15 protein-coding genes and 1 pseudogene are annotated in these 22,999 nt (G+C 37.2%); 4 read left to right on the forward strand and 12 right to left on the reverse strand.

Annotation, left to right across the window (positions count from 1 at the left end; all coding sequences use genetic code 11):
* Positions 1-97: 97 nt before the first annotated feature.
* From EL17_RS20465 to EL17_RS20475, 3 genes are all read right to left on the reverse strand, one after another.
* Positions 98-1,039 carry a FecR family protein gene (locus EL17_RS20465; protein ID WP_035078824.1) on the reverse strand — a complete coding sequence of 314 codons (942 nt, stop codon included), beginning with the start codon at positions 1,037-1,039 and terminating at the stop codon, positions 98-100.
* 103 nt (positions 1,040-1,142) lie between these two features.
* Positions 1,143-1,667, reverse strand: a complete 525-nt coding sequence (locus EL17_RS20470) for a sigma-70 family RNA polymerase sigma factor (protein ID WP_035078827.1) — start codon at positions 1,665-1,667, stop codon at positions 1,143-1,145.
* 111 nt (positions 1,668-1,778) lie between these two features.
* A complete protein-coding gene (locus EL17_RS20475; protein ID WP_035078829.1) occupies positions 1,779-3,275 on the reverse strand; it encodes a calcineurin-like phosphoesterase C-terminal domain-containing protein in 1,497 nt (498 codons plus the stop codon).
* A 630-nt stretch (positions 3,276-3,905) separates the two neighbouring features.
* On the opposite strand from EL17_RS20475, the gene EL17_RS20480 reads away from it, so the two are divergent.
* A complete protein-coding gene (locus EL17_RS20480) occupies positions 3,906-4,385 on the forward strand; it encodes a GNAT family N-acetyltransferase (protein WP_035078833.1) in 480 nt (159 codons plus the stop codon).
* A gap of 34 nt (positions 4,386-4,419) precedes the next feature.
* Here EL17_RS20480 and EL17_RS20485 read toward each other — a convergent pair whose 3' ends face one another.
* Together EL17_RS20485 and EL17_RS20490 are read right to left on the reverse strand one after the other, a co-directional pair.
* Positions 4,420-7,047: an FtsX-like permease family protein gene (locus EL17_RS20485; protein ID WP_084166289.1), complete on the reverse strand. Its 2,628-nt coding sequence runs from the start codon at positions 7,045-7,047 to the stop codon at positions 4,420-4,422.
* Positions 7,048-7,050: 3 nt separating this feature from the next.
* Complete coding sequence (locus EL17_RS20490) at positions 7,051-7,395, reverse strand: PadR family transcriptional regulator (protein WP_035078836.1); 345 nt, start codon at positions 7,393-7,395, stop codon at positions 7,051-7,053.
* A gap of 351 nt (positions 7,396-7,746) precedes the next feature.
* Between EL17_RS20490 and EL17_RS20495 the strand changes: the two genes are divergently transcribed.
* A complete protein-coding gene (locus EL17_RS20495) occupies positions 7,747-9,123 on the forward strand; it encodes an alpha/beta hydrolase family protein (RefSeq protein ID WP_051720251.1) in 1,377 nt (458 codons plus the stop codon).
* 146 nt (positions 9,124-9,269) lie between these two features.
* Here the strand turns inward: EL17_RS20495 and EL17_RS20500 are convergent, their stop codons facing one another.
* Positions 9,270-9,764, reverse strand: a complete 495-nt coding sequence (locus EL17_RS20500) for a GNAT family N-acetyltransferase (protein ID WP_035078839.1) — start codon at positions 9,762-9,764, stop codon at positions 9,270-9,272.
* Between the two features lie 410 nt (positions 9,765-10,174).
* On the opposite strand from EL17_RS20500, the gene EL17_RS20505 reads away from it, so the two are divergent.
* Positions 10,175-11,422 carry a hypothetical protein gene (locus tag EL17_RS20505; protein ID WP_035078842.1) on the forward strand — a complete coding sequence of 416 codons (1,248 nt, stop codon included), beginning with the start codon at positions 10,175-10,177 and terminating at the stop codon, positions 11,420-11,422.
* A 232-nt stretch (positions 11,423-11,654) separates the two neighbouring features.
* Here the strand turns inward: EL17_RS20505 and EL17_RS24430 are convergent.
* The 6 genes and pseudogenes from EL17_RS24430 to EL17_RS20530 form a co-directional block, all read right to left on the reverse strand.
* Positions 11,655-11,816, reverse strand: a pseudogene (locus EL17_RS24430) (GNAT family N-acetyltransferase); the annotation flags it as partial.
* A gap of 197 nt (positions 11,817-12,013) precedes the next feature.
* Positions 12,014-12,427 (reverse strand): NUDIX hydrolase, encoded by a 414-nt coding sequence (locus EL17_RS20510; RefSeq protein WP_164675194.1) that lies wholly within the window; start codon positions 12,425-12,427, stop codon positions 12,014-12,016.
* 220 nt (positions 12,428-12,647) lie between these two features.
* Positions 12,648-15,089 (reverse strand): ABC transporter permease, encoded by a 2,442-nt coding sequence (locus tag EL17_RS20515; RefSeq protein WP_035078849.1) that lies wholly within the window; start codon positions 15,087-15,089, stop codon positions 12,648-12,650.
* Between the two features lie 169 nt (positions 15,090-15,258).
* On the reverse strand, positions 15,259-16,911 hold the full coding sequence (locus tag EL17_RS20520) for a MutS-related protein (RefSeq protein WP_035078852.1): 1,653 nt from the start codon (positions 16,909-16,911) through the stop codon (positions 15,259-15,261).
* Between the two features lie 28 nt (positions 16,912-16,939).
* Positions 16,940-18,016: a gluzincin family metallopeptidase gene (locus EL17_RS20525; protein ID WP_035078856.1), complete on the reverse strand. Its 1,077-nt coding sequence runs from the start codon at positions 18,014-18,016 to the stop codon at positions 16,940-16,942.
* A 309-nt stretch (positions 18,017-18,325) separates the two neighbouring features.
* Entirely contained in the window at positions 18,326-19,585 is a 1,260-nt protein-coding gene (locus EL17_RS20530) for a serpin family protein (protein WP_035078858.1), read from the reverse strand.
* 333 nt (positions 19,586-19,918) lie between these two features.
* Here EL17_RS20530 and EL17_RS20535 point away from each other — a divergent pair, with 333 nt between their 5' ends.
* A complete protein-coding gene (locus tag EL17_RS20535) occupies positions 19,919-22,978 on the forward strand; it encodes a beta-L-arabinofuranosidase domain-containing protein (protein WP_035078861.1) in 3,060 nt (1,019 codons plus the stop codon).
* Positions 22,979-22,999: the final 21 nt, after the last annotated feature.

The following is a 22,999-nucleotide window of genomic DNA, read 5'->3' on the forward strand; positions in this document are numbered from 1 at the left end:
TTTTCTTTCATAAATTTGAATGTTCTGGTAATGTGTACGGAGACAAGTCGAGCTTGCCTAGAATGGTAATGGGCTGCTGTAACAGTCCCCTTCATATTTAATTGCAATTTTTGAAATGGATGATTACATTTTTTTCATTGATCGTATAGGTAAGTGGTATTGAATATTGGATAGCCTGTAGAAGGCTTTCTAAGCTCAGATCAGTATAGGTCCCGGTTACCTGGCAATTGATGTCATCCTTTACATTGGAAGTAATGGTCACCCCATACCAGTTCTCCAGTTCACTTATAAGCGCAGGCATGGAGGTATTTTTAAAATAAAGCTGTCCCTCTACCCATCCGAAATAAATTTCTGGCTCTAATATGGACTCGACTTTAACATCATCTCCAGAATAGGTCAATAGATGGTCAGGTGAAAGAAACACTTCTCTTCCAAGAGAATTTTCAACTTTTACCTTACCGGTTTTGACAGCTACCTGACTATCTGCCTCATTCACTAGAAAAGAGGTCCCTAAGACTTCTGTACTGAATGAGGGAGTTATTACAGTGAAAGCATGTATGGAATCCTTTTTGACATCAAAAAAAGCTTTGCCTGATAACAGCACTCTTCTGTCATCCTTAAATCTGGCATCAAACTGTATGGAAGAATTATGATATAAGAAAACTAAGGAACCATCCGGCAGCTTTATTTTCTTTATCATACCTACGCCGTTTTCCACTTTTTGGTAGATGAGGGTATCATTCTTTTTTGCTTCTGACAAAGGGGGATATATCCAATATGAAAAAATCAAAAATAAAGAAGCAGCTGCAGCTGCATAATAATACAGCTTTGTTTTCTGCTTGGTCTCTACAGAGGTTTCTATGCGATGTAAGATATCCCTTTTGATCTGGGATTTAGACCTGTCCCGATAGTCTTTTATGACAAGATATTCCTCCTTTTGATGCTGGTACCAATCGTTTAGTACCTTCCATTCATCCGCTGAGAGCTTCCCAGTCAATGCCCGGGAAATTAATAATTGGATTCGCTGATCTTCTTCCATAGTAATGGGTCCTATCTATATAGTCCGAATAGATAGGGCCCACTACTACTTCATTTAATTAAGAAAATATTAACTTAAATTCAAAAAGTACAGATTTCTTAACCTAAGGTAAAAAGAAATATAACAATAGAGGAGTAGCATCAGATAGCTCTGTTCTGATAATTTTCATTGATTTGGTAAGGTGGTTGTGAACAGTCTGAGATGAAATATCCAGTTTATCCGCTATTTCTTGTGTAGAATAGCCTTCCAGTTTGCTTAACTTAAATATCAATCTGTTTTTTTCCGGCAATTTTTGAAGCACAACTTCGAGTCGTTCATAGAGTAGATCAAAAGGATGAACTTCTTCTTCAGTGGCATTTACAAAATCTAGTCCTTGTATATCCCTAATATAATACTGGTTTTTCTGATGTAAAAATTTTAGAACTCTATATTTTACCGCAGTGAGCAAATATGCTTTTAAGGTAGACCGGATGATGATGGAATCCCTCCGGCTCCAAAGGTCAATAAAAATATCCTGAAGCATATCTTCCACTACAGCCTGATCCTGGATTCGGCTATAGGCAGCCTTGTATAAAACCTCCCAATGCTCTTCAAAGACAGCATTAAATTGATTTTTACTGAACAACATATTAGATAGATCTTTACAGGATATAAATGTAACTATGAGGTTTTCCCGACAGAAAATAAATAGATTATGTTTTTATTAAATCCCCTGCCCGGTTTCGACAGGGGATGATCATCATACAAGTTTTTCCCTATAGGTATTTCCAAACCTGTCTTCAGCTAAAATGTTAATATTAGCTCCTGCATCCTGGGGCTTAAAGAAAAACATGTGGTCATTCAATTGGGGTTCTACCCATTTTCTTCGGGAAGGTAATTCAGGGCCCAAATGGAGTGATACGCTAAGTGGATCCAGGGCCACCCTTCTATCCAGTTGACCTTTCTGAATACCATTCTCTTCCCATGTCATTTTCCAGCTAGGATCCCAGTTCCAGCAGTTCACTGCCACCATATCCATATGTTCTGAATGCTTTCCTTGTTCATAGATCCTCATCTGGTGGTTCAGGTCCATACCTGTAGATTTATATTGCCAACTGAGACTAGAACCTTGTGCTTTGTATACGCCATAGCCATTAGGCGTACCATCATAGCATATCGGTCCAGACCACCACGCACCGCATACTGTCCCATGGCAGTGCTCAAAGAGATGATCGCCCAGGATCATATTATCATTAAAATGTGTATGCCCAGACATAATATGTGCATTATATCCTTCCAAAATTTTATATAAATGCTGTCGGTTACTGACCGTCCCTCCGAGCGTATCCCTTTCTGGATATCTGGTCACTGCTCCTGTATAAGTAGGGATATGAAGGGATACCACCACTGTTTTCCCTTTTTCCACAAAAGACAGATCATTTTCCAGCCATTGTAGTTGTTCTTCATCCAGATAGCCTATGTATTTTTTATCCGCTCCTAGATAAAAAACATCATCCAGCACCACATAATGTATTTCTCCCCTGTTAAATGAATAATAGGTGGGGCCAAAATGTCCTTTAAATGTATCCCCACTCCAGCGGTCAGTCCGTACGTTCAGGTCCATATCGTGGTTGCCTATTACCTGAAAAAAAGGAATTCCTGTCTTTACAATAGCATCATTGTAGTCTTTAAACAGATCAAACTGATCAAATACCAAATCCCCGCAGCCTATTCCAAACAGGTTGGGGTCATTAAGTTGCTGAACTGTTTTTTGTACATCAACTGCCGAAACGGTGAGTAATTGTTCCGCTTCATATTCATTTTGGATCTGCGTATCAGCCAGTAATAAAAAATGATGGTTATCATCTGATTGCGACACCGGATCCAGTTTAAAGCTAAATTCCTGCTCTGACTTGGTGGGATCCAGTTTATAATAATAGGCAGCCGATCCGTTTGCCTGTTTTTTGATCTGATAGCCTGCAGGCAAACTGATGAAGATAAAGTCCCTGTCTGTACCAGATATCAATTCAAACCTTCCTTCTTTATCGGTTGGTATTACACTCCTTCCGTCCGATATTATGGTCCTGTATATACCTTTACCATTAGAAGTGACCCTGCCTTTGATTTTTATAGGTGAATAAGGGACAATAGCCTTAGACCTGATAGGTTGATCGGCGCCCAAGGACTCAAGGCCTAAACCAGTAAGGCCAAGGCCTGAAAGCCCTAATGTTTTGATAAAATTGCGTCGGTTAAACATTATAATGCGAGTTAGTTTTAAGAATGGCTAAAAATCATCTTTTTTTCTATTCCAATCACTACCATTAATAAATGGTCAAAAAACCTTAAAAATTTCTTAATAACGACACGCCAAAAAAATAGACTTTTTTACCCTTATTTTCACTGAGAAAAGGCGCTGCATCTTATATTCAATATAGCCATATTCTTCATAAGCTTAAGCTTCAGGATTTTTCAATTTTAAGTTTTATAATTGAATTATTTATGATCAATACTTAAAACTGCAAGATATGGGATCTAAGAAACTATGCTTCACATCTAACAATATATCAGAAGCATTTCTGAGGTATTTATAATTAATTTTACTAAAATTAGCCTATATTGCTTTAGGCATGGAAGGAATTAAAGCATAAATAAATTGAATTGCCGCCATTTCAATTTTAAAATATCAATTACGTCACAATAAAAATGAACAAGTCATAGGTCCATAAACTTAGCCTGAGATATAGGAGCCGATCACTAATGTTAAAGCTGAAAAATGTACACATCACCTGACTTCTATACTCAGCGAAAAGATAGACGTCCAGCTTGGGTTTCAATGATACATACTTTATGACACCCCATAAATTAATACTCTATATTTGAATTAAAGATGGAAATACAAAGAACTGATTCTAATGACAGGGATTTTATAGAACTGGTAAAACACCTTGATATGGACCTGGCCAAAAGGGATGGCGAGGATCATTCTTTTTATGAACAATTCAATAAAATTGATTCTATAAAATATGTCATAGTCATATATGATAATGGTTACCCCATCAGCTGTGGGGCTATTAAAGAATATGATAAGCATACTATGGAAATCAAAAGAATGTATACTCTGCCCAAAAACAGAGGTCTGGGAGCAGCTTCCCTTGTGTTAAGGACTTTAGAAACCTGGGCTGCTGAATTATCCTATCAGAAATGCATATTGGAAACCGGTGTAAAGCAGCCGGAAGCAATAGGCCTGTATTTTAAAAACGGATACAGCTTAATTCCAAATTACGGCCAGTATGCTGAAATCGAAAACAGTCGATGTTTTGAAAAGAAATTACCGGACATGATGACGTTAAACCGAAAGATAAAATAGACAGAGTTATTGGTTGTGTATAATTTTAGATCTGCTATTCGGCCTTCAAACTTAATACAGGATTAAGAAAAGCAACACGAAGAACCTGATAGCTGACCGTGGCAGCAGCTATGATCAATGTTCCTATACCCGCTATAGCAAATGTCCATATATCTATCTGAATGCTAAATGCGAAATCCTGAAGCCACCTTTGCATCAACCACCACCCTATAGGAGAGGCTATCACAAAACCTAACCCGATCAAAAGCACAAATTCTTTCCCAAATATCCACATAATATGGATTTCCCCTCCTCCCATGACTTTTCGGATACCCACCTCTTTGGTCTTCTGTGTGACCATAAATGAAATTAAACCATATAGACCTAAACAACTGATGCATAGTGCAATAATGGTAAACATTTGGATCCCTGATAGCATCATGTTTTCAGTCAAATAAAATTGCTCTATACGGTCATCTAGAAATGCGTACTCATACACTTGATCTTGATAATTTCCTTGCCATATCGACCTAAGTCCCTCTAACGTACTTTGGATATCCTGGGGGTCTATTTTAATGGCAAAATGAGAATAATGTCTACTGGCTGAAGCCAAAATAGTGGGGCTAATGGCTTCATGAAAAGACCTGTCATGAAAATCCTTGATCACCCCTACAATTTGCCCCTTCATATTACCGGAATTAACTGATATATGGCTTCCAAGTGCATCATTTGGATTGATGATTCCCAATAGCTCAACCAAAGTCTCATTGACTAAGATTTCCATTACTGTATCGGAAACAATCAAATTGCGCCCATATATAATATCTAAATTGAATGTAGAAACATAATTAGCGTCCACTAATTTCATATTGATAAGAAAATCCATTTTTTCCTGACTGTTTCCCCTTAATATATCCGTTTCCCATTTATCAGCAGATGCCGGGGCATTATTACAAAGTGATACCTGCTCCACACCAGGTAATCGGTAGCATTCATTTTTTACTGCTTCCATTTTCGAAATAGCATAATCCCCTGCCTTTACCATTACAATGGCTTCCTTATCAAAACCCAGGTCTGCATTTTTAGTGAACCGCATCTGGTTGATCACCACTATCAAGGATATGATCAATACCTGAGAAATCACAAACTGGGATACAATCAATGTCCGCCGCAAATTAAATCCGCCTATATGCTGCTGCGAAAGTTTCTGTCGAAAGGCAGTAATCGGTTGGAATCCTCCCAATAAATAACCTGGATAAAATCCTGCTAAAAAGGTGATGACCAAACCCAAAACAACTATAAACAGTATCAAACTCCTATCGGTGAATAATGCTAAACGAAGATTAGTTTCATATAGATTATTAAGGTTAGGAAGCAGTATATAGGCAGCTATAATTGCTATAAAAATACTTATGGCAGTAATTATTCCTGTCTCCACCATAAACTGCCAAAAAAGTTGCCTCCGTTGGCCCCCCATTGTTTTGCGGACTCCCACTTCTTTGGCACGTCTTAAAGCCTGCGCTGTGGCTAGGTTTATAAAATTAACACATGCTGTCAGCAGTAAAAATATACCTATTGCAGAAAGTATCCATAGATGGTTTTTATCGATCACTCCTCCTCCAAATCTGTCTATAAAATGAATATCAGAAAGTGCCTGCAATTTATACACGCTTTTGGTTTGTTTATTTATTGGGTATTCCTGAGCATAGTAGGTTAGCGCCTCCTCTGCCTCATAAGTAGGTGTGGATGGGTTTAATACCACATACGTTTGGAGATTTCCGGATATACCGGACCAAAAATCATCCGAAGCTAACCAAGGCATAAATGATTTAAAAGTAGGGAAAGAAACTATTATCTCTGACCTAAAGTCGGTATTGTCAGGGATATCTTTTAGTATTCCACTAATAGATATTTCAAGATCATTTTCCAGCAAGATGGTTTTACCGATTGGGTTTTTATCTCCAAAATATTTTACAGCCAGTCGCTCGGAAATGATGGCTGAATTTAGGGCATTCATAGAAGATTCTATACTACCTTCAACCAGGTGAAAATTAAAAATATTAAAAAATTCCGGCTCAGCGAAGGTTACACCAGAGGCCTCCTTATATTTAATCTTTTCTTCCTCTTCTGGTAGTGTTATTAAAGCATTTGGATGAATATAAATCCTCGCCGTCTTTTCGCTGAAAGTCTGGTTATCACGTACTAATGTCCCTAAGGGTGTGGGAACACCTGTGGAATAATGTTCATTTTCACTGTGCATTTCCGTGACGATTCTATAAATCTGCTCATTGTTTTCGTGAAAATTATCAAAACTTAAATGGTGCTTGACCAATGTAAAAATGAGCAGGCAACAAGTAATGCTTAACGCCAAGCCTGCAATGTTCATCAGTGCATAATCTTTGTTTCGGAAGAGCGTTCTCCACCCTATTTTGAAGTAACTTTTATACATGCTATAAGAATTTAGATTTTGATATGCTTTTCGTGGTTTTATAATGCCAGGTCTGAGTAGCAGAATCACATCAATGATAAACTTCCAATCAGCTTTTCCTTTGCCTAGTTTTTTGAGGTTTCTATCGTAAACCTCCATCAGGTCTCCTTCTATATAATCTGACATTTCAGGATGACAAAACCATCGAAAGAAGTTTAAAAAGAATTTGGGAGGTGTATGCTTTTTATTTTTCATAAGTTAAATCCCCATTAATTTAGCCTGCCAAATCGTATCCGGTATGGCAGCCCATAACTGTTCACGGGTAGCCTTAGCATGCTGTAAGGCTTTTTTTCCAAGGGCTGTAATCTCAAAATACCTCCTTGGCCTCCCTACCCTCTCCTCTGTAGCTTCGCCGGCATATGATCTAAGATAATCTTTATCCTCCATTCTTTTCAGTGCAGTATGTAGCGCTCCCATACTCACCGTTCGGCTGAGGCGTGATTCTATTTCATCCTTGATTCCAATACTATAGGCTACATTGTTAAGAATTCCTACCGTCAATAAGACGATTTCTTCAAACTCACCCAGTTGATAATCTTTCATAGCTATCGAATATTATCTAAATGTAGATTTAATAATTGTGCCAAATAAGATATGGTCTTAAATGGGTAGAAATGGCTATAATTAGTAAAAACTTCGCTCGTAATAGAACAAAAATGGTCGGGGACGGGCGATTTCATCATTTACATAAATGAATTATGATTTGGTTATTCCTACAGGTTGGATATGAAGAGTTTTAAAACAATTATAAAATGATACCTAAATCGTAAACCCTATATTCATAATTATCCCCCCTATACCCCTCACTTCGTCACTTTTATATGTAGCAGTTCGATGACTGGCCTGGATAAAAGATTTTGACTAATTTTGCCTTTATAAAACTATAAGAACATCATGTCGAAGCTTTCTATTCTGATATTTTTTTTATTTATCTTTCACTTTTCAAATGCCCAGGAAATCACCGGCAACTGGTACGGACAGCTTCGGGACAGGGAACATCTGCTGCTTGATGTAAGCAAAACCGATGGGAAATATTCGGCATTGCTGGATATTCCTGAGAAAAGTATATTCAGAACAAAATTTGACAGTATAAGCTATAAAGATGAACAGCTGTTCTTAAGGCATGAAGGCCTCGGCTATGAATTTATAGGATCAATCGACGGGTCAATAATAAACGGAAAAATAACAGGAAGCGATTCCCTAAGCTCCCTAACTTGGCATCGGGAACCGCTTACTAAGCGTACACAAATTATAGATCTTCCTGTTCCCTATTATTCCGAAAACATCCCCTTCTGGAATACCAAAGAAGGCATTGAGCTTGCTGGAACACTTACGATGCCAAATGTCCAGGGTAAATTCCCCGCCATTGTTCTTATAACAGGAAGTGGTGCCCAGAATAGAGACGAAGAAATTATGGGACACAAACCTTTTCTGGTATTAGCGGATCACTTGACCAGAAATGGCATAGCCGTACTCCGGTATGATGATAGGGGAACAGGTGAATCCAAAGGCAAGTTTAGGCCAGCCACCGCTGAAAATTATGCAAGGGATGCCCAGGGCGCTGTTCAATTTCTGAAAAATCATCCTAACATTCTATCCGACCGGATAGGATTGGCAGGTCACAGTGAAGGTGGCAATATAGCTCCCTTAGTAGCAACCTGGGAAGATATAAATTTTCTTGTACTATTGGCTGCTCCAGGAGTATCCAATCTGGACATGTACCTGAAGCAATTGCAAATGATTTTTGAAAATGATGCTCCCGAAGACTTTGAAAGGGATTTTGCCCATTGGGAGCAAGTGTATAGAAGCATGGCCCAGATTAATGATAAAGAAATCCTGAAAGAAACTTTGGATCCGCTCTTTGATACCTGGATGGCATCCATCGCAGATGATGAGTTTATTGTGGAAGGCGGCAGGGAAAAGTATAAGAGAGACCAAATAAATAGCCATACCTCTGAGTGGTACCACTACTTTTTACAGTTTGATGTCAATCAATACCTTCCCAAATTGGATATCCCTATTTTAGCGCTCAACGGTACAAAGGATTTTCTGGTTGATGCTGATCAAAATCTTGAGGGTTTAAGGAAAACTTTTGAAGCAATGGGACATCCCAATTATAAATTGGTGGAACTTGAAAACGTCAATCATTTTTTCCAACCATGCAAAGTTGGAAATTTTGAGGAAGTATACTTTCTGGAAGAAACATTTTCGGTTCAGGCTTTGCAAGAAATTAGCGATTGGATCAAAGCAAATGTAATGGGAAAGGATTGACGGGAAAATAAAAGTTATCTTCTCACGCTGGCATCCGGCACTTCAAACTCATTAATTTTAGAAGAAGGTGTGTAATATTTCCTTTTTGATTCGGCTGGTATATCGGACTAAAACGACTCAACCAAAATTACTATTCATTGAAAACTTTATAAGCTATTACTATTGCTTAATTGCTTTTTCATTTTGTAATTGATGATTTCTACACCCTCTTTATTATTTTTCTGCTCTTTTAAAATTTCATACCCGATTTTTTGAAAAAATAACTTGGCTGTTATGCTTACATCAGCATATAGAGAAGTTATTTTTCTTTTAATGGCTTCATTTTCAATTTCGGAGTAAAGCCTATTTGCAATACCTTTTCTTTGATAATCTTTATGGACAAAAAGTAAATCTATATAGTCCCTATTATCCAATGAAGCGATCCCTATTAACTCTTTGTCCAATTCAGCCACTAGTAAGTAGTGGGATTTTATTTTGTCAATCCATCGATCAGGATTTTCGGTTGAGGAAGTCCATACCTTTAATTGCTCTGGGGAATAATCATCTTTGCAAACGACTGCAATTGTTTCTTTAAAGAGTTTTATAATATCGGCCAAATCGTTAAGATTTGAAACCCTTATCGATGTTCTAAAATTATCCATTAATGGTAGATGTAATATTCAGATGATCTAAACTGTTCACGTTTATTCTAAGTAAATAATAATTTTTGGGATTTTCGAGGCTATTATTAATTTATAATATGAAACTCATCTAATGTAATAAAATTGTTTTCATCCTTGTATCTCTCAAATGCAGCGCCTATTATTTTACGAGAGTCTTTTCTAATATTAGCCATCATGGTAGACATATTTTCGAATGGGATGATCTATAAAGCGTCTTCAGGGCCAAACTATCGAATATCGGTGCAGCCAGGCGGAAACTGTAGCTCCAATGTAGAGATAAAATAGTAGCCTGAAAAACCTTCTCACTGCCCTCTCCTACCTTTAGATCAACTACATCCTTTTGCGATATTCAAAAAATTTTTTAAATTCCCATGATTATCTTATGCCATATGAAAAATTCAGGTCAAAACATCCGTCTTTTTACCAAAGCATTTTTTAGCATTTATATTTTTATTTATGTCTTTCCCTTCCCTATAAGTTATGTTCCTTATGGCTATCTTTTTATCACCAGACATTTGGACTGGGTAAAAGGGCAGCTGAACCTGTTATTTGCTAAAAAGGTCTTTGGAATCAATGATATCATCTTTAATCCTATGAACGGAAGTGGGGATACCACTCTGGATTATGTGGCACTGGCCAGTTATTCCATTATAGCATTAGCTACTGCTGTACTGCTTGTTTTACTAGTCAGTGGAAAAATCGATAAGCTATACAGTTTTATGCTTACATATGCCCGATACTTTGTCGGGCTCACCCTAATATCATATGGAGTGGTCAAATTTCTTATTGGCCAGTTTCCGGGCCCAAGCTATTTTTCATTAGAGTCCACTTTTGGAGATTTCTCTCCTATGGGTCTCGCATGGAGATTTTTTGGGTATTCAGATCTTTATAAAGGCTTTATGGGAGTGGCAGAAATTCTGGCAGGTTTTCTATTACTGATCAGAAGAACAAAAGTCCTGGGAGCCTTGATAACCATAAGTGTCACTGTTAATATTTTTCTGGTTAACTTATCATTTGACGTTCCAGTAAAACTTTTCTCAGGACATCTTTTATTCTTTTCTATTCTGATAGTATTTCCTTATATCTCTAAGTTAGCTTCATTCTTTCTACTTCATCAACCAGCGCAGATATCTGATGACCGATACACTTTTGATAAAAAATGGAAAAGGTTGATCTATATCAGCATAAAGGTAATACTTATTGTCCTTTTACCCATAACCATGGTAACAAGTCATGTAGCCAGTCAAAAAATGAGGGTATATCTGAATGAATGGGAAGGGATATATGATGTACAGTCCACCAGTTCATTAACAGAACATTCCATGGATTCTTTATTGAGCATTCAAAAAATAATCGTCCAGGGAAAATCTATCATGACTGTGGACAGCCATAAATCAAAGCAGTATTACACTATAGACAACATTTGGAATGAAGGGGAAATTAACTTTATAAAAGATGGGGATCAGGAAGATCCCTTTACATTGTTCATTTCAGAAAAAGAAAACCTTGATTTTCTGATTTCTTGGAAAATGGATGGCGCGAATGTAGAATACATTACTAAGAGAAAGTTAAAACAGGATTATCTTTTGGTGAACAGGGGTTTTCATTGGATCAACGAGATTCCGTTTAACCGATAAACTATAAGAAACCAAAAAATTAAATTCTTACGTCAAGCCTTTTTTCATTAGGAGATAAAAATCCTTGCATAGTGGATATTGTCTTTTCCATTTTGTAGTTAATAATCTCTAGACTTTCATGGATATTTTTTTGTTCTTTTACAGTTTTGAACGCCACCATCTAAAAAAGCAACTTGGCTTTTTTACTTACATTAGCTTGCAGCACTAAAATTTTTATTCTGATGCCTTCATTTTAAATTTCGCAATAAAGTTTAGCTACAATACCCATTTTTTGATAATCTATATGGACAAAAAGCAGATCAATAAGATCATTCTCATCTAGGGAAGCGAAACCCAACATTATATGATCGTGTTCAGCGACATGAAAATAGTGCCTGTCTATTTTGGTTGCCCAGCGTTCTGATTTTTTTGAGGCAGAAGCCCATGCCTCTACCTATACCGGTGAATAGTAGTCCATACTGATAGCCATAATTGTTTCTACAAACAGTTTTTAAATCTCTGATACGTCGCTAAAATTGGCTGCCCTAAATGATATACTAAAATCGTTCTTCAACTTATAATGGAATAAGCTATATAATAGTAAATTCCTATTTAATTCATAACATGAAAATTCTCCAAGGTAATGAACTGGGTCATATTATTTTCATCTTTATATCTCTCAAAAGCTGCCCCTATAATTTTCCCAGGGTTCTTTTTGATTTCTTTCAACATAGTGGTCATGTTTTCGTAAGGTATAACTTGTAAAGCCTCTTCGTAGCTAAACCATCTTATATCGGTACAGTCCGGTGGAATCTGTAATTCGCCCCCGGCATAGTTAGCATGATAATAATGCATCATAGTCAAGAAGGGCACTCCCCTCCATCGCTGAGTATACATTCCGCTCAACCTTGGTTCTCTGATAGTAATTCCCATATCTAACCCCATCCCATCCAAAAATACTTTGATAGATAAAGGATCATTGTATCTCTCTCCGACTATTTCCCACTCCCCGTTCCATTTGACCAAAAGCACCTGGTCTTTATCATTGGTTACATACAGTTTGAAAAAAGAATAGTTATCGGATTTGTCTTGGGCCTGTGCGTTTATGTAAGTTAGAAAAAAGAGGATGGATAAAAATTTTTTAATTGATTGTGAGTTTATAAGGCTAAATATTATCTAATTAAAATGTGAAATGGTTAAACAATTTGTTTTTAAATATTGAAACTATTCTTTCATCTATTATTGACTATTCGCTTCTTAAAGCATTGACGGGATTCATTAATGCAGTTTTAGAAGCTTGATAGCTTACAGTCACCAGAGCTATAGTGAATGTTATTATCCCTGAACCTAGAAAATACCACCATTCTAAATCGATTCTGAAAGCGAATCTCTGAAGATAATCATCCATCAAAAGAAAAATAATTGGGGTGGCTAAAGTTATCGCTACCAAAATCAATTTGATAAAATCCCATGAAAGTAAAGTAATAATACCTGTTATAGAGGCTCCAACCAGCTTTCTAATACCGATTTCTTTGGTCCTTTGCTGAGCTGCGAGTAATACCAACCCATATAAGCCCAGACATCCAATTAGGATAGCTAAACCTGAAGCGACTTGCAAAACTTGAAAGAGATAATTTTCTAATCTATAGAAATCATCTAGTTTTTCATTCAAAAATTCTATTGACATTTTTTCGTCTGGATAAACCTTTTGCCATGATGCCTTAATATCATCATTTAAATTAGCATAATTTATATTTTCGCTAATGCCAATGTTAGTTTCATCAAGAAAATTACTGCCCCCAAATACCATTATACACGGCATTATTTCCTCCTGAAGGGCATTGTTATGAAAATCCTTAACCACAGCTATAATAGAGGCAGTCCCTTCATTTGTCAATAGGTCCATTCCTATTGCTTCCTCAGGGGTCAAACCCAAGTTCTGGACTAAATTTTCGTTTACTATTAGGCCATCGGATAAGTTATATTCATCTTTAAATGGCATCATCTGACCTGCCTCTAGCGAAATCTGAAAAAGACTGATATATTCTCTGTCAATAAATTTTAACTCAGTACCCCTTCTCATTTCCACAGGTTCATGCGAAAGTCTAAAGCTGCTTCCATACTGCCTTTCATGAGTAGTGGGTGCTCCCGATGAAAAACTAACCTGATTTATAGCAGGTATTTGTAAAAGGCTTTGACGAAATGCTTCTCTTTTCTGAGTATTCAAATCCTGAAGTTTAATTGACAAAATATCATCCTTTTTGTAACCTAAATCTTTTTTTTGTATAAAATTCATTTGGTTGGACATGATAAGCGTTCCAGCTATAAGTGCTTGTGCAATAGCAAACTGAAAAACAATCATTGAGTGTCGAAAAGACAAACCATTGCCACTAGCAAGACTCAACCTATTTTTTAAAGCCATAATGGGCGTAAACTGAGTCATCACGATACCTGGATATCCTCCCGCCAAGAAAGTGGTGGCACATATTAACACAATGCTCAATAAGTAAAACTCCAGATCTATTGGAAATTCAAAAGTGGCAAAGTCAATAATTTCATTAATAACCCCTATGACCCAATTCCCGATGAAGAATGCCGCGATAAAAGCTAAAGTGGAAGTTAGTAACGCTTCACTCATATGTTGGAAGAAAAGCTGTTGTTTTGTACTTCCAAGAACTTTCCTGATTCCTACCTCTCTAGCTCTTTTTATGGATAATGCAGTAGCCAGGTTAATATAATTTAGGCAAGATATTAATATGAGTACAAAGGCCAGTAACCATAATCCATTAATTATACTTTGGCTGGTAACATAGCTACCCGGGCTACTTCCATACAAAGTTTCGGTATGAATTTCACTAAGTGGTTGAAGATGATAAGCGATCCTTTCATTATCTTCCTTACTTAAAAACTGAGATTTTAGAGTTGCTATTTTTTCAGTCAATTGAGTAGGATCGGTTCCTGGTGGGATCACCAGGTATGTAGTACCTTGATGATTTCCTTCCCAACTTTCAGCCTGACTTTTATTATTACCTTTAAAATATTCATAGGGTAGAAGAATTTCAAAGGGCATACTGGAATTTAAAGGAGGATTCTGTATGATACCGCTTACCATCATGGACGCATGCTCATTCAGTACAAGCGACTGACCGATGACATTGGCAGGAGTATCGGCTACCTTCCCAAAGTATCTTTTCGCTGCTTTTAAGGTCAACACTACGGAATTTGGATGCTCAAATGCTTTGTCTTGATCTCCACCTATCCAAATTTCCCCATCTGCATACGCCCCTTTATAATCAAAAACATCAAAATACATAGGATCAACAAACCATATCTTATCTTCTTCATAATTAAGTTGGTTTTCGGCTTTTGTAGACGAAAGCTTAGCGGTGATTGGACCAGAGGTTTGGGTTACTATCAATTCTGGAAATGCCTGGCGTAAAGCGTCTGCCAATGGATATGCAGTGGTGTTCCAATACTGCATACCATCTGACGTTTTGTTATGGTGTACTACTCTGTATGTTTGGTCAGCGTTGGTATGAAAAGCATCAAATCCCGATTCATAATGCAAAATGGTATAGATCACTAAAGCCCCCGCAATACCCAGTGTTAAACTCATCACATTAATAAAAGTATTAACCTTCTGTCTCAAAAGATTTCTATAGGCAATCTTAAAATAATTTTTCCACATAGATTATAATAATTCCTCTCTTAAAATAATCTGGCTCTTCCATTCCCATGCCATCAAAAAAATCAATTTAAATGCGTAGAAACCCTTTTCAATACTTAGCTGTCAATTAATCCGACCATTTTTGCCCGAAAGCGGACATTGGAAATTGTTTGAGCTCCTACATGTGGCATCAAAGTTTATTTACCCCTAGCATCCTACTTACTTTTTGCGCTTCATCTAAAACTTCGCTGGGGTAGTTTGATAATTCTAATATCTTGATAGCATTTCTGGTTTTTAATTGCCCCGACTTGATACTGTGATCAAAATGAAGCGCTTTGTTTTCGACCGTTTCTGTAAAGTGGTACAGGTCATATTCCTGTTCCAGCATTTCAGCCAATTCAATATCGTGGGTAGCAACCAACACCATGTTATCATTGCGATTTAAATAGGATAGAATAGCCTTGGCAGCGGCTATCCTTTCTATGGTATTGGTCCCCTTGAAAACTTCATCTAATACAAACAGATTTTGGTGTGAAGACTTTACTTGTTCTAGTAAGTTTGCCATTATACTCACCTCCTGAAAATAATAACTCTTACCATCTAATAGGTCATCGTTAATTTTGATAGTTGAAAATTGCTTTAGGATCGGGGAAGTAAACTCGTCAGCAAAACATGTATAAATGGTTTGACCCAAAACTGAATTTATAATCATGGATCTTAAAAATGTAGACTTTCCCGACATGTTAGAACCGGTAATAAGAATGCTTTTGTTTTTTATCGTCAAGCTATTTTTTACACAGTTTTTTACTAAAGGATGATAGACGTTTTTGGCAATAATTTCTTTTCTGGGAGAGACAAAATTCGGTACGCAGGTTTTTTCCTTACCAGCCCGTAAAGAGGCTATCGAAATTGAAGCATCAATATTTCCAACATATCTGAAAAGATTAAGAATAGAAGATTTTTTGTTTTCCAATTCTGAGGTTATTCTGTAAAGTGCAAATACCTCTATTAAAAAAATACCTTTAATTAATTCAACGATATAGTTTACCAAAAAGCTTAATTCTGATTTGATTCCACTGGCTGTTTCTAAGTTGATCAGCCTTACTTTGTGTTGAAATGATTTTAGGTTATAAATACTTTCTTCAATCGATTTGTCTCGGAATGGATCGCCCTTTTTCTGTAAGGATTTCGAAACATTAATTAGGCGGTTCAGTTGAGGAAATGATCTGAGAAATTGATACGTGTTATTTTTATTCCAGTAGTGTAAACACATATTTACAATTACTAGAATAAGAAACGCAATAATCAGAATGGGGAACTTGAATGATAAGATCAGTAAACTTACTAGCATATAAATATCCAAAATGAGTAGATTGTACCACTTTGGTCTTTCTAAAAGTTTGTCCTCCAGTAAGGATGGGATAAAGTAAGCTCCTTCTCTATTTAGCTTCATGAGTTCCAACTGGATATTTTCTCGCAGATGCGAATCATTTGTGAATAAATTGATAAAGGCTTCTGAATGATCTTTGGCATTATCTGTTGGTCCGATTAATTTTTTGAAGAGGAACTGCTGCCCCACTTTACTCGTAGTCCTGTCAATAAATTTAAAAATTCCGTAAATGTCTATGTCCTCGAGCGTCTGATCATTCAGACGATGAAAGCAGTCGTCTTCTACTACATCTGAATATTTGCAGATGTAATCAAAATTAAAATACTCGTTTTTAACTTTTCCCCAATTATGTCTAAGCGCTTCGATTTTCTTGTTGTCATTTCCGGATTTATTGTAATTAATAAAAATAATTATTCCCATTATCCCAATAAAGCCTAATATTAGATACTCCATTTGTTTTTTTCTAATTTAAAAATAGCTTCTAAAAAATCCCTATAAACCTGAATTTCATCAACTCCTCGAATTCCTTTCGGACCTCGACAGATGTTTGGCCCTCCAGTATTTCCAATAGATGTCCTGTGGTAGAAACTTGATCTCTGTTAACTGCCACTATAAAGTCCACAAATTTTTCGTGCCCAATGCTGTTTTCCAACTGATACAAAATATATGGTCCTTTTACATAGATCAGACCATCTCCATATTTACCAAACCTGTGCCCTCCCAAAAGAGGTGACAAATCATTTGAACGTTCTGCAAGTTTCTCTATGATTTTATTAAATTTAGCTTCTCCCTGGTCTTGACGAATGAACATCATCTCCGAATATAGGGCAAATGATTCAGAAAGCCATTTTTCAGTTGTAAGGGCATCTCCCCTATTCCACCATAAATGGGATATCTCATGGGCAAGAGTAGCGATGTCTTCAGGGGACTTAGCAAACACTATAGAAGGTTTAAATGACCTGGTGACTTTATGTTCATCGCATGATATCGGGCTGTACTGCACATAAAAGAACTGTAGCTGGTCTTCTCTGGCAAAAGTACTGTTGAAGAAATCGAAAATCCTCATAGCTGCATCTCCTACATAAGGGGCACTGTCTACATATTCAGTAAACACTCTTACATTATTACCATCGAAAGAATTTTCATATGACCCAATCCCATTCTCTTGATTATTGCTCACCAAAATTGGATTGAAGTAGTAGGATGTGGTGCTGGATGTCAACTCCATTTCTTGAGATAATCTACCTCTGTGGACATCTATAAATGTATAGTTCATGTCATCCACCCCCGCATTGATTTTATAACCAAAATCTTCCAATGTACTGAATACAGGCAAGAACATAAAATCCGGATCAATATCCACCTTGTTGTATTCATCAATCCAAAACCCTTTAGACGGTTTTCCTGAATATACAATTGAAAAGGAATTCTCTTCTCCTAATATTTTAAGGTTTACTCGAACAAAGGTTTCAGGCTCAACCGATTTATCAGTAGGCATGGCGCCTACCTTTAAAGAAAGTATGATTAAAGCAAAGATTAAAGAGGTAAGTCTATTCATTAGTATCATTTACTTTCATCGTTTGGGCAAATTCTAAAAATCAATAGAGACCTATCTCAATACGAAAGATAGGTGGAAGGTCCAGGTTTTTAACATTACCCTCCTGTAATCCTACCCAACCAAATATAATTTGCAGCAATGGAAAATCAAAACTAAAGTTTTTATACAACCAATATATACAAAATCAATATCGGAACGTTCCAATATCCCTGTCCACTACTTTCACATTGTTTCAAAATATAATCCACTAAACATGCTTTTAATCCTGAAGCGAGATAAATATACTTTAGATTAGTTATCGTATTCTTATTAAAGCAAAGAAGGATCTCCCAGTTTTCCCATAAACAATATCGCACCGCTGTGTGCTTCTTGGATGAAAAAGATGAAAGGTTTGTCCAAAATTACTTCCCGAGGTTTACTTGGCATAGAGGTTAATTCTACAACTTCCACCACAGTGGCTGCCGCAGCCTCTGCTCCCTTTTCGTCCACTTCAATTAGTGCATCATGGATGACCCTACTGATTTTTAATGGGTCTGTGGGATTATCAAATAGTCTAGTGAAATTGCCTGGATGATAAGAGAATGGCTGGACCAGCCCCATAGCGGCCAAATCCTCACTCATGTTATCCTGCTTATGTCTCAACCTGAACTTTGGCATTTTAAGGATGAAATTCGATTCAGAGCTGTTTGCTTTCCATTTTTCCAGGTTTTCAAAAGTCAGTATATCGGCCACACTATCTAAATTCCCGGCAGAGTTGTATAATATTCCCATAGAATATTGCCCTGTACTATAAGGGATTTCAATGTAAGTCAAATCGTTTTCGAAATAGCTTTTGAATGCCGCCGGCTTATCCAGATCCATCATATCCACTTGGACTTGACTCCCCTTACGGGGGTAAAACGGTTTCTTTTGAGTTTTGGAGGTCAAAAACTGGTATTTCCAGTCTGCTTTGTAATATATGGCATTTGCCAGGTACATGACCACTTTATCATAAGGATATTGGGGTATTTCATCCAACATCTCTTTGATGAGATTATTGGTCTTGGCTTCAATCCAATTGTTTATTACATTGACAGAAGCAGGATTCTCCATATTAAGTGGTGCCACTTCGGATCCATAGTAATATTGGGCATCATCCCGGAAAGGTACATGAAGGTCATATTCTTCCCTATACCAAATTCCATTGGCGATGGATATTTTAACCTTCGGATCCACATGTAACAAAAACTCAGTAAGCTCTTTTGCCCCTTTATTACCATCAGTCATACTCAAACCATCATACCGAAGCAATTTTTTATACTCTTCCAGAACCTCTCCTTCATTGCCGTTCATGGCCAGTGATAGCACTTGGTGGATACTGTAAGGGCTGTAAAATTGATTAGGTTCCTCCGGATCATTTAGCTGATGAAAAAGGTCGATGGCAAATTTAGAACCTGATTTTGCCAATGTGGTTTCATAATAAGCCATAGAACGGAGATTGGCTTCTATTGGCGCTTCATCTACATTCGCTTGTGAACAAGCAAATGCTAAAAATATGGAGGCAATACCTGTGCAGCTATGCTTTGTCATATTCAGTAATATTATTACTCCTACTAGACGAATGTAATGGGATAATTGCTACAATAGAAATAAAGTATGCCAGATTCTGAGTAATTATTTCCTTACCACAACCCGCCAAAAAAAAGTTAATGGCAGGCATCAACAACTCGACCTGAAATTCCATGACATTATACTTTTTATAATGAAAACCCTTCTATATTTATTATCACTATATAAGCTTCTTTCCCTATTGGCCTTTGTACATATACAAGTTAATATAGTATAGATGTAAGCTAATATAGAGATATAAGACCAAGTAATTTTTTCAATAATTTTACAGCATACAGATGAAACCTATAAAACATGGAATTATACTATATCCGATTTTTATTTGTCCTAACCATTTTAATCCTTGTACAGCCACAGTATAGTCTAAAGGCCCAAAGTGGTGATCAGATGTTGGATGGTATCGGCGAAACAGGACTTGTGGCACGTTATATATTTGATAATGATGTCAAAGACTGGTCCCGGAACAACCTGCATGCAAAATTTCAGGGCACAGATATCAAATTTATACAAGACAGCAGGTTTGGTAAAGTTATTTCGCTCTCAGGGCAAAACCCTGGCTATTTGACTATACCTCCTGATGGTCTGACGGACATAGAGTCGATGAGTATATCCTGTTGGGTTTACCTGCGTTCTAAAGAAGAGGGCCAAATTTTGTTTGATTTTGGCAGGGACAATAACAAAAGGTTTTTTGCAGCACCGGTGGGAACTGCTTTGCAAAAAGGATTAATTACCAATATAATAGGAGAAACTGAGGGCAACAATGAAGTTATTTCTCCAGAACTGGATATAAATAAGTGGGTTTATGTAACAGTGGTAGCAGATGTACCATCAAAGTCCTTAATAACATACGTGGACGGAAAGCGTGTAGGAGATAACAAAAACATCAATATTGACCTTCAATTTAGTTCACCGCCACCTGATGCAGTTCAACTCAATATAGGAAAATCATTCATTCAGGAAGCGACTAATTTAAATGCACTGCTACATGATTTCCGGATTTACCGCATCGCATTAACAGATAACCAAGTAGCGGAAATTTTTAATAATGCTTCAAAAAATCTAAATGAGGGTGTTGTTAATGTGACTAAACAAATAGATGAACTGCCGGCTTTTACCGAATCAGGATCTCAATTTTACAATCGCTATTTGACCCATGTGGCAGATGTGGAAGTAGAAACAGAAGTAGGCCATTTGCCTAGATTACCCAGTTATATACAAGGAACATATAAAAATATGATCAATGGCCCCAAAGTGAGGGTGATATGGCCATCCGATACCGACAATATTGCAGTACTCCATCCCGGAATCTATTCTCTAACCGGAAAGGTACCTGGAACTGATTATGAACCAAAGGCTATAGTGACAGTAAAAAAATCACCATTATCTACCGCTCCTAACGTAAAGTTACAAACTTTTGACCTGGGACAGGTTATGTTGAAGACAAATGAACAAGGTCAGCAGACTAAATTCATCGAAAACAGGGATAAGTTCATAACCACATTGGCAGAAACAGACCCAGATGCTTTTCTTTATATGTTTAGGGATGCTTTTGGTCAGAAACAGCCTGTGGGAGTCAAGCCGCTGGGAGTTTGGGACAGTCAAGACACAAAACTAAGAGGACATGCCACCGGACATTACCTAACTGCGATAGCACAAGCTTACGCCAGTACTGGATATGATAAAGAACTTCAAGCTAACTTCTCTGATAAAATGGAGTATATGGTAAATACCTTATATCAATTATCCCAGTTATCAGGAATGGAGAGAGAAGTAGGGACACACTCGGTATCAGATCCTGCCGCAATACCTCACGGACCAGGAAAATCAGCATATGATTCTGACCTGAGTGAATCAGGTATACGCACCGATTATTGGAATTGGGGAAAGGGATACATCAGTGCATACCCACCTGACCAATTTATCATGTTAGAACAGGGGGCCTCATATGGCGGACAGATAAACCAAGTATGGGCACCCTATTATACACTACATAAAATCTTGGCCGGATTAATAGATGTATACGAGGTTAGCGATAATCCTAAGGCTCTGGCTATCGCTACAGACATGAGCGATTGGGTGCATTCCCGACTCGATAAAGTACCCACAGAACAGCTTATAAAAATGTGGAACACATATATAGCCGGTGAATATGGAGGCATGAATGAATCGATGGCTAAGCTGCACCGTATTACCGGAAATGCCAAATACTTAGCTACCGCTAAGTTATTTGACAATGTTCGGGTATTTTTTGGTGACACTACCCATATTCACGGATTAGCAAAAAATGTGGACGTCTTCCGTGGATTACATGCCAATCAGCATATTCCTCAAATTGTAGGAAGCATAGAGACATACCGTGCTTCCAAAAATCCAGAATATTTTAAAGTGGCAGATAATTTCTGGTATAAAACAGTCAACGATTATATGTATAGCATAGGTGGGGTGGCAGGTGCTCGAAACCCAGCAAATGCAGAGTGTTTTACCGCGCAACCGAGTACTTTGTATGAAAACGGGTTTTCTGCCGGTGGACAAAATGAAACCTGCGCTACATATAATATGCTTAAATTATCTTCAGAGCTATTTCTATTTGAGCAGCGGGCGTCCTATATGGATTATTATGAACGAGGACTGTATAACCACATTTTGGCATCCGTGGCGGAAGATAGCCCTGCAAATACCTATCACGTACCCCTCAAACCTGGTTCGATCAAACATTTTGGCAATCCTAAAATGTCTGGTTTTACCTGCTGCAACGGTACTTCTATTGAAAGTAACACAAAGCTTCAAAGTGCCATTTATTTTAAAAGTCTAGATGATAAGGCATTATACGTAAACCTATTCATTCCATCCACTTTATTCTGGGATTCTAAGGGAATTACTATAGAACAATCGACTAATTTCCCTAAGGAGGACAAAACTCAGCTGACTGTCAAAGGCAGTGGAAAATTTGATATCAATGTAAGGGTACCTGGTTGGGCCACAAAAGGTTTTTATGTTAAAATAAATGGTAAACAACAAAAAATGGAGGCAATACCCGGAACTTATCTGACTATCAAGCGCAAATGGAAAGAAGGTGATACCATAGAATTAGAAATGCCTTTTCATTTTTATCTGGAACCCGTAATGGATCAGCAAAATATTGCAAGTTTATTTTACGGACCTGTATTACTTGCTGCTCAGGAAAAAGAAGCTAGAAGCGACTGGCGATCCATAATTTTAGATGTAAAAGACATAAGCAGTAAAATTAAAAGTTCTGGAAAGCCCTTGGAATACACCATTGATGGTGTGATCTTCAAGCCTTTTTATGAAACTTATGGAAGGCACTCGGTTTATTTAGACTTCACATTAGAATGAATTTCATCATTATTTATATTG

Origin of the sequence: Anditalea andensis, from assembly GCF_000714815.1 — a bacterium.
GTDB classification, from domain to species: Bacteria; Bacteroidota; Bacteroidia; order Cytophagales; family Cyclobacteriaceae; genus Anditalea; species Anditalea andensis.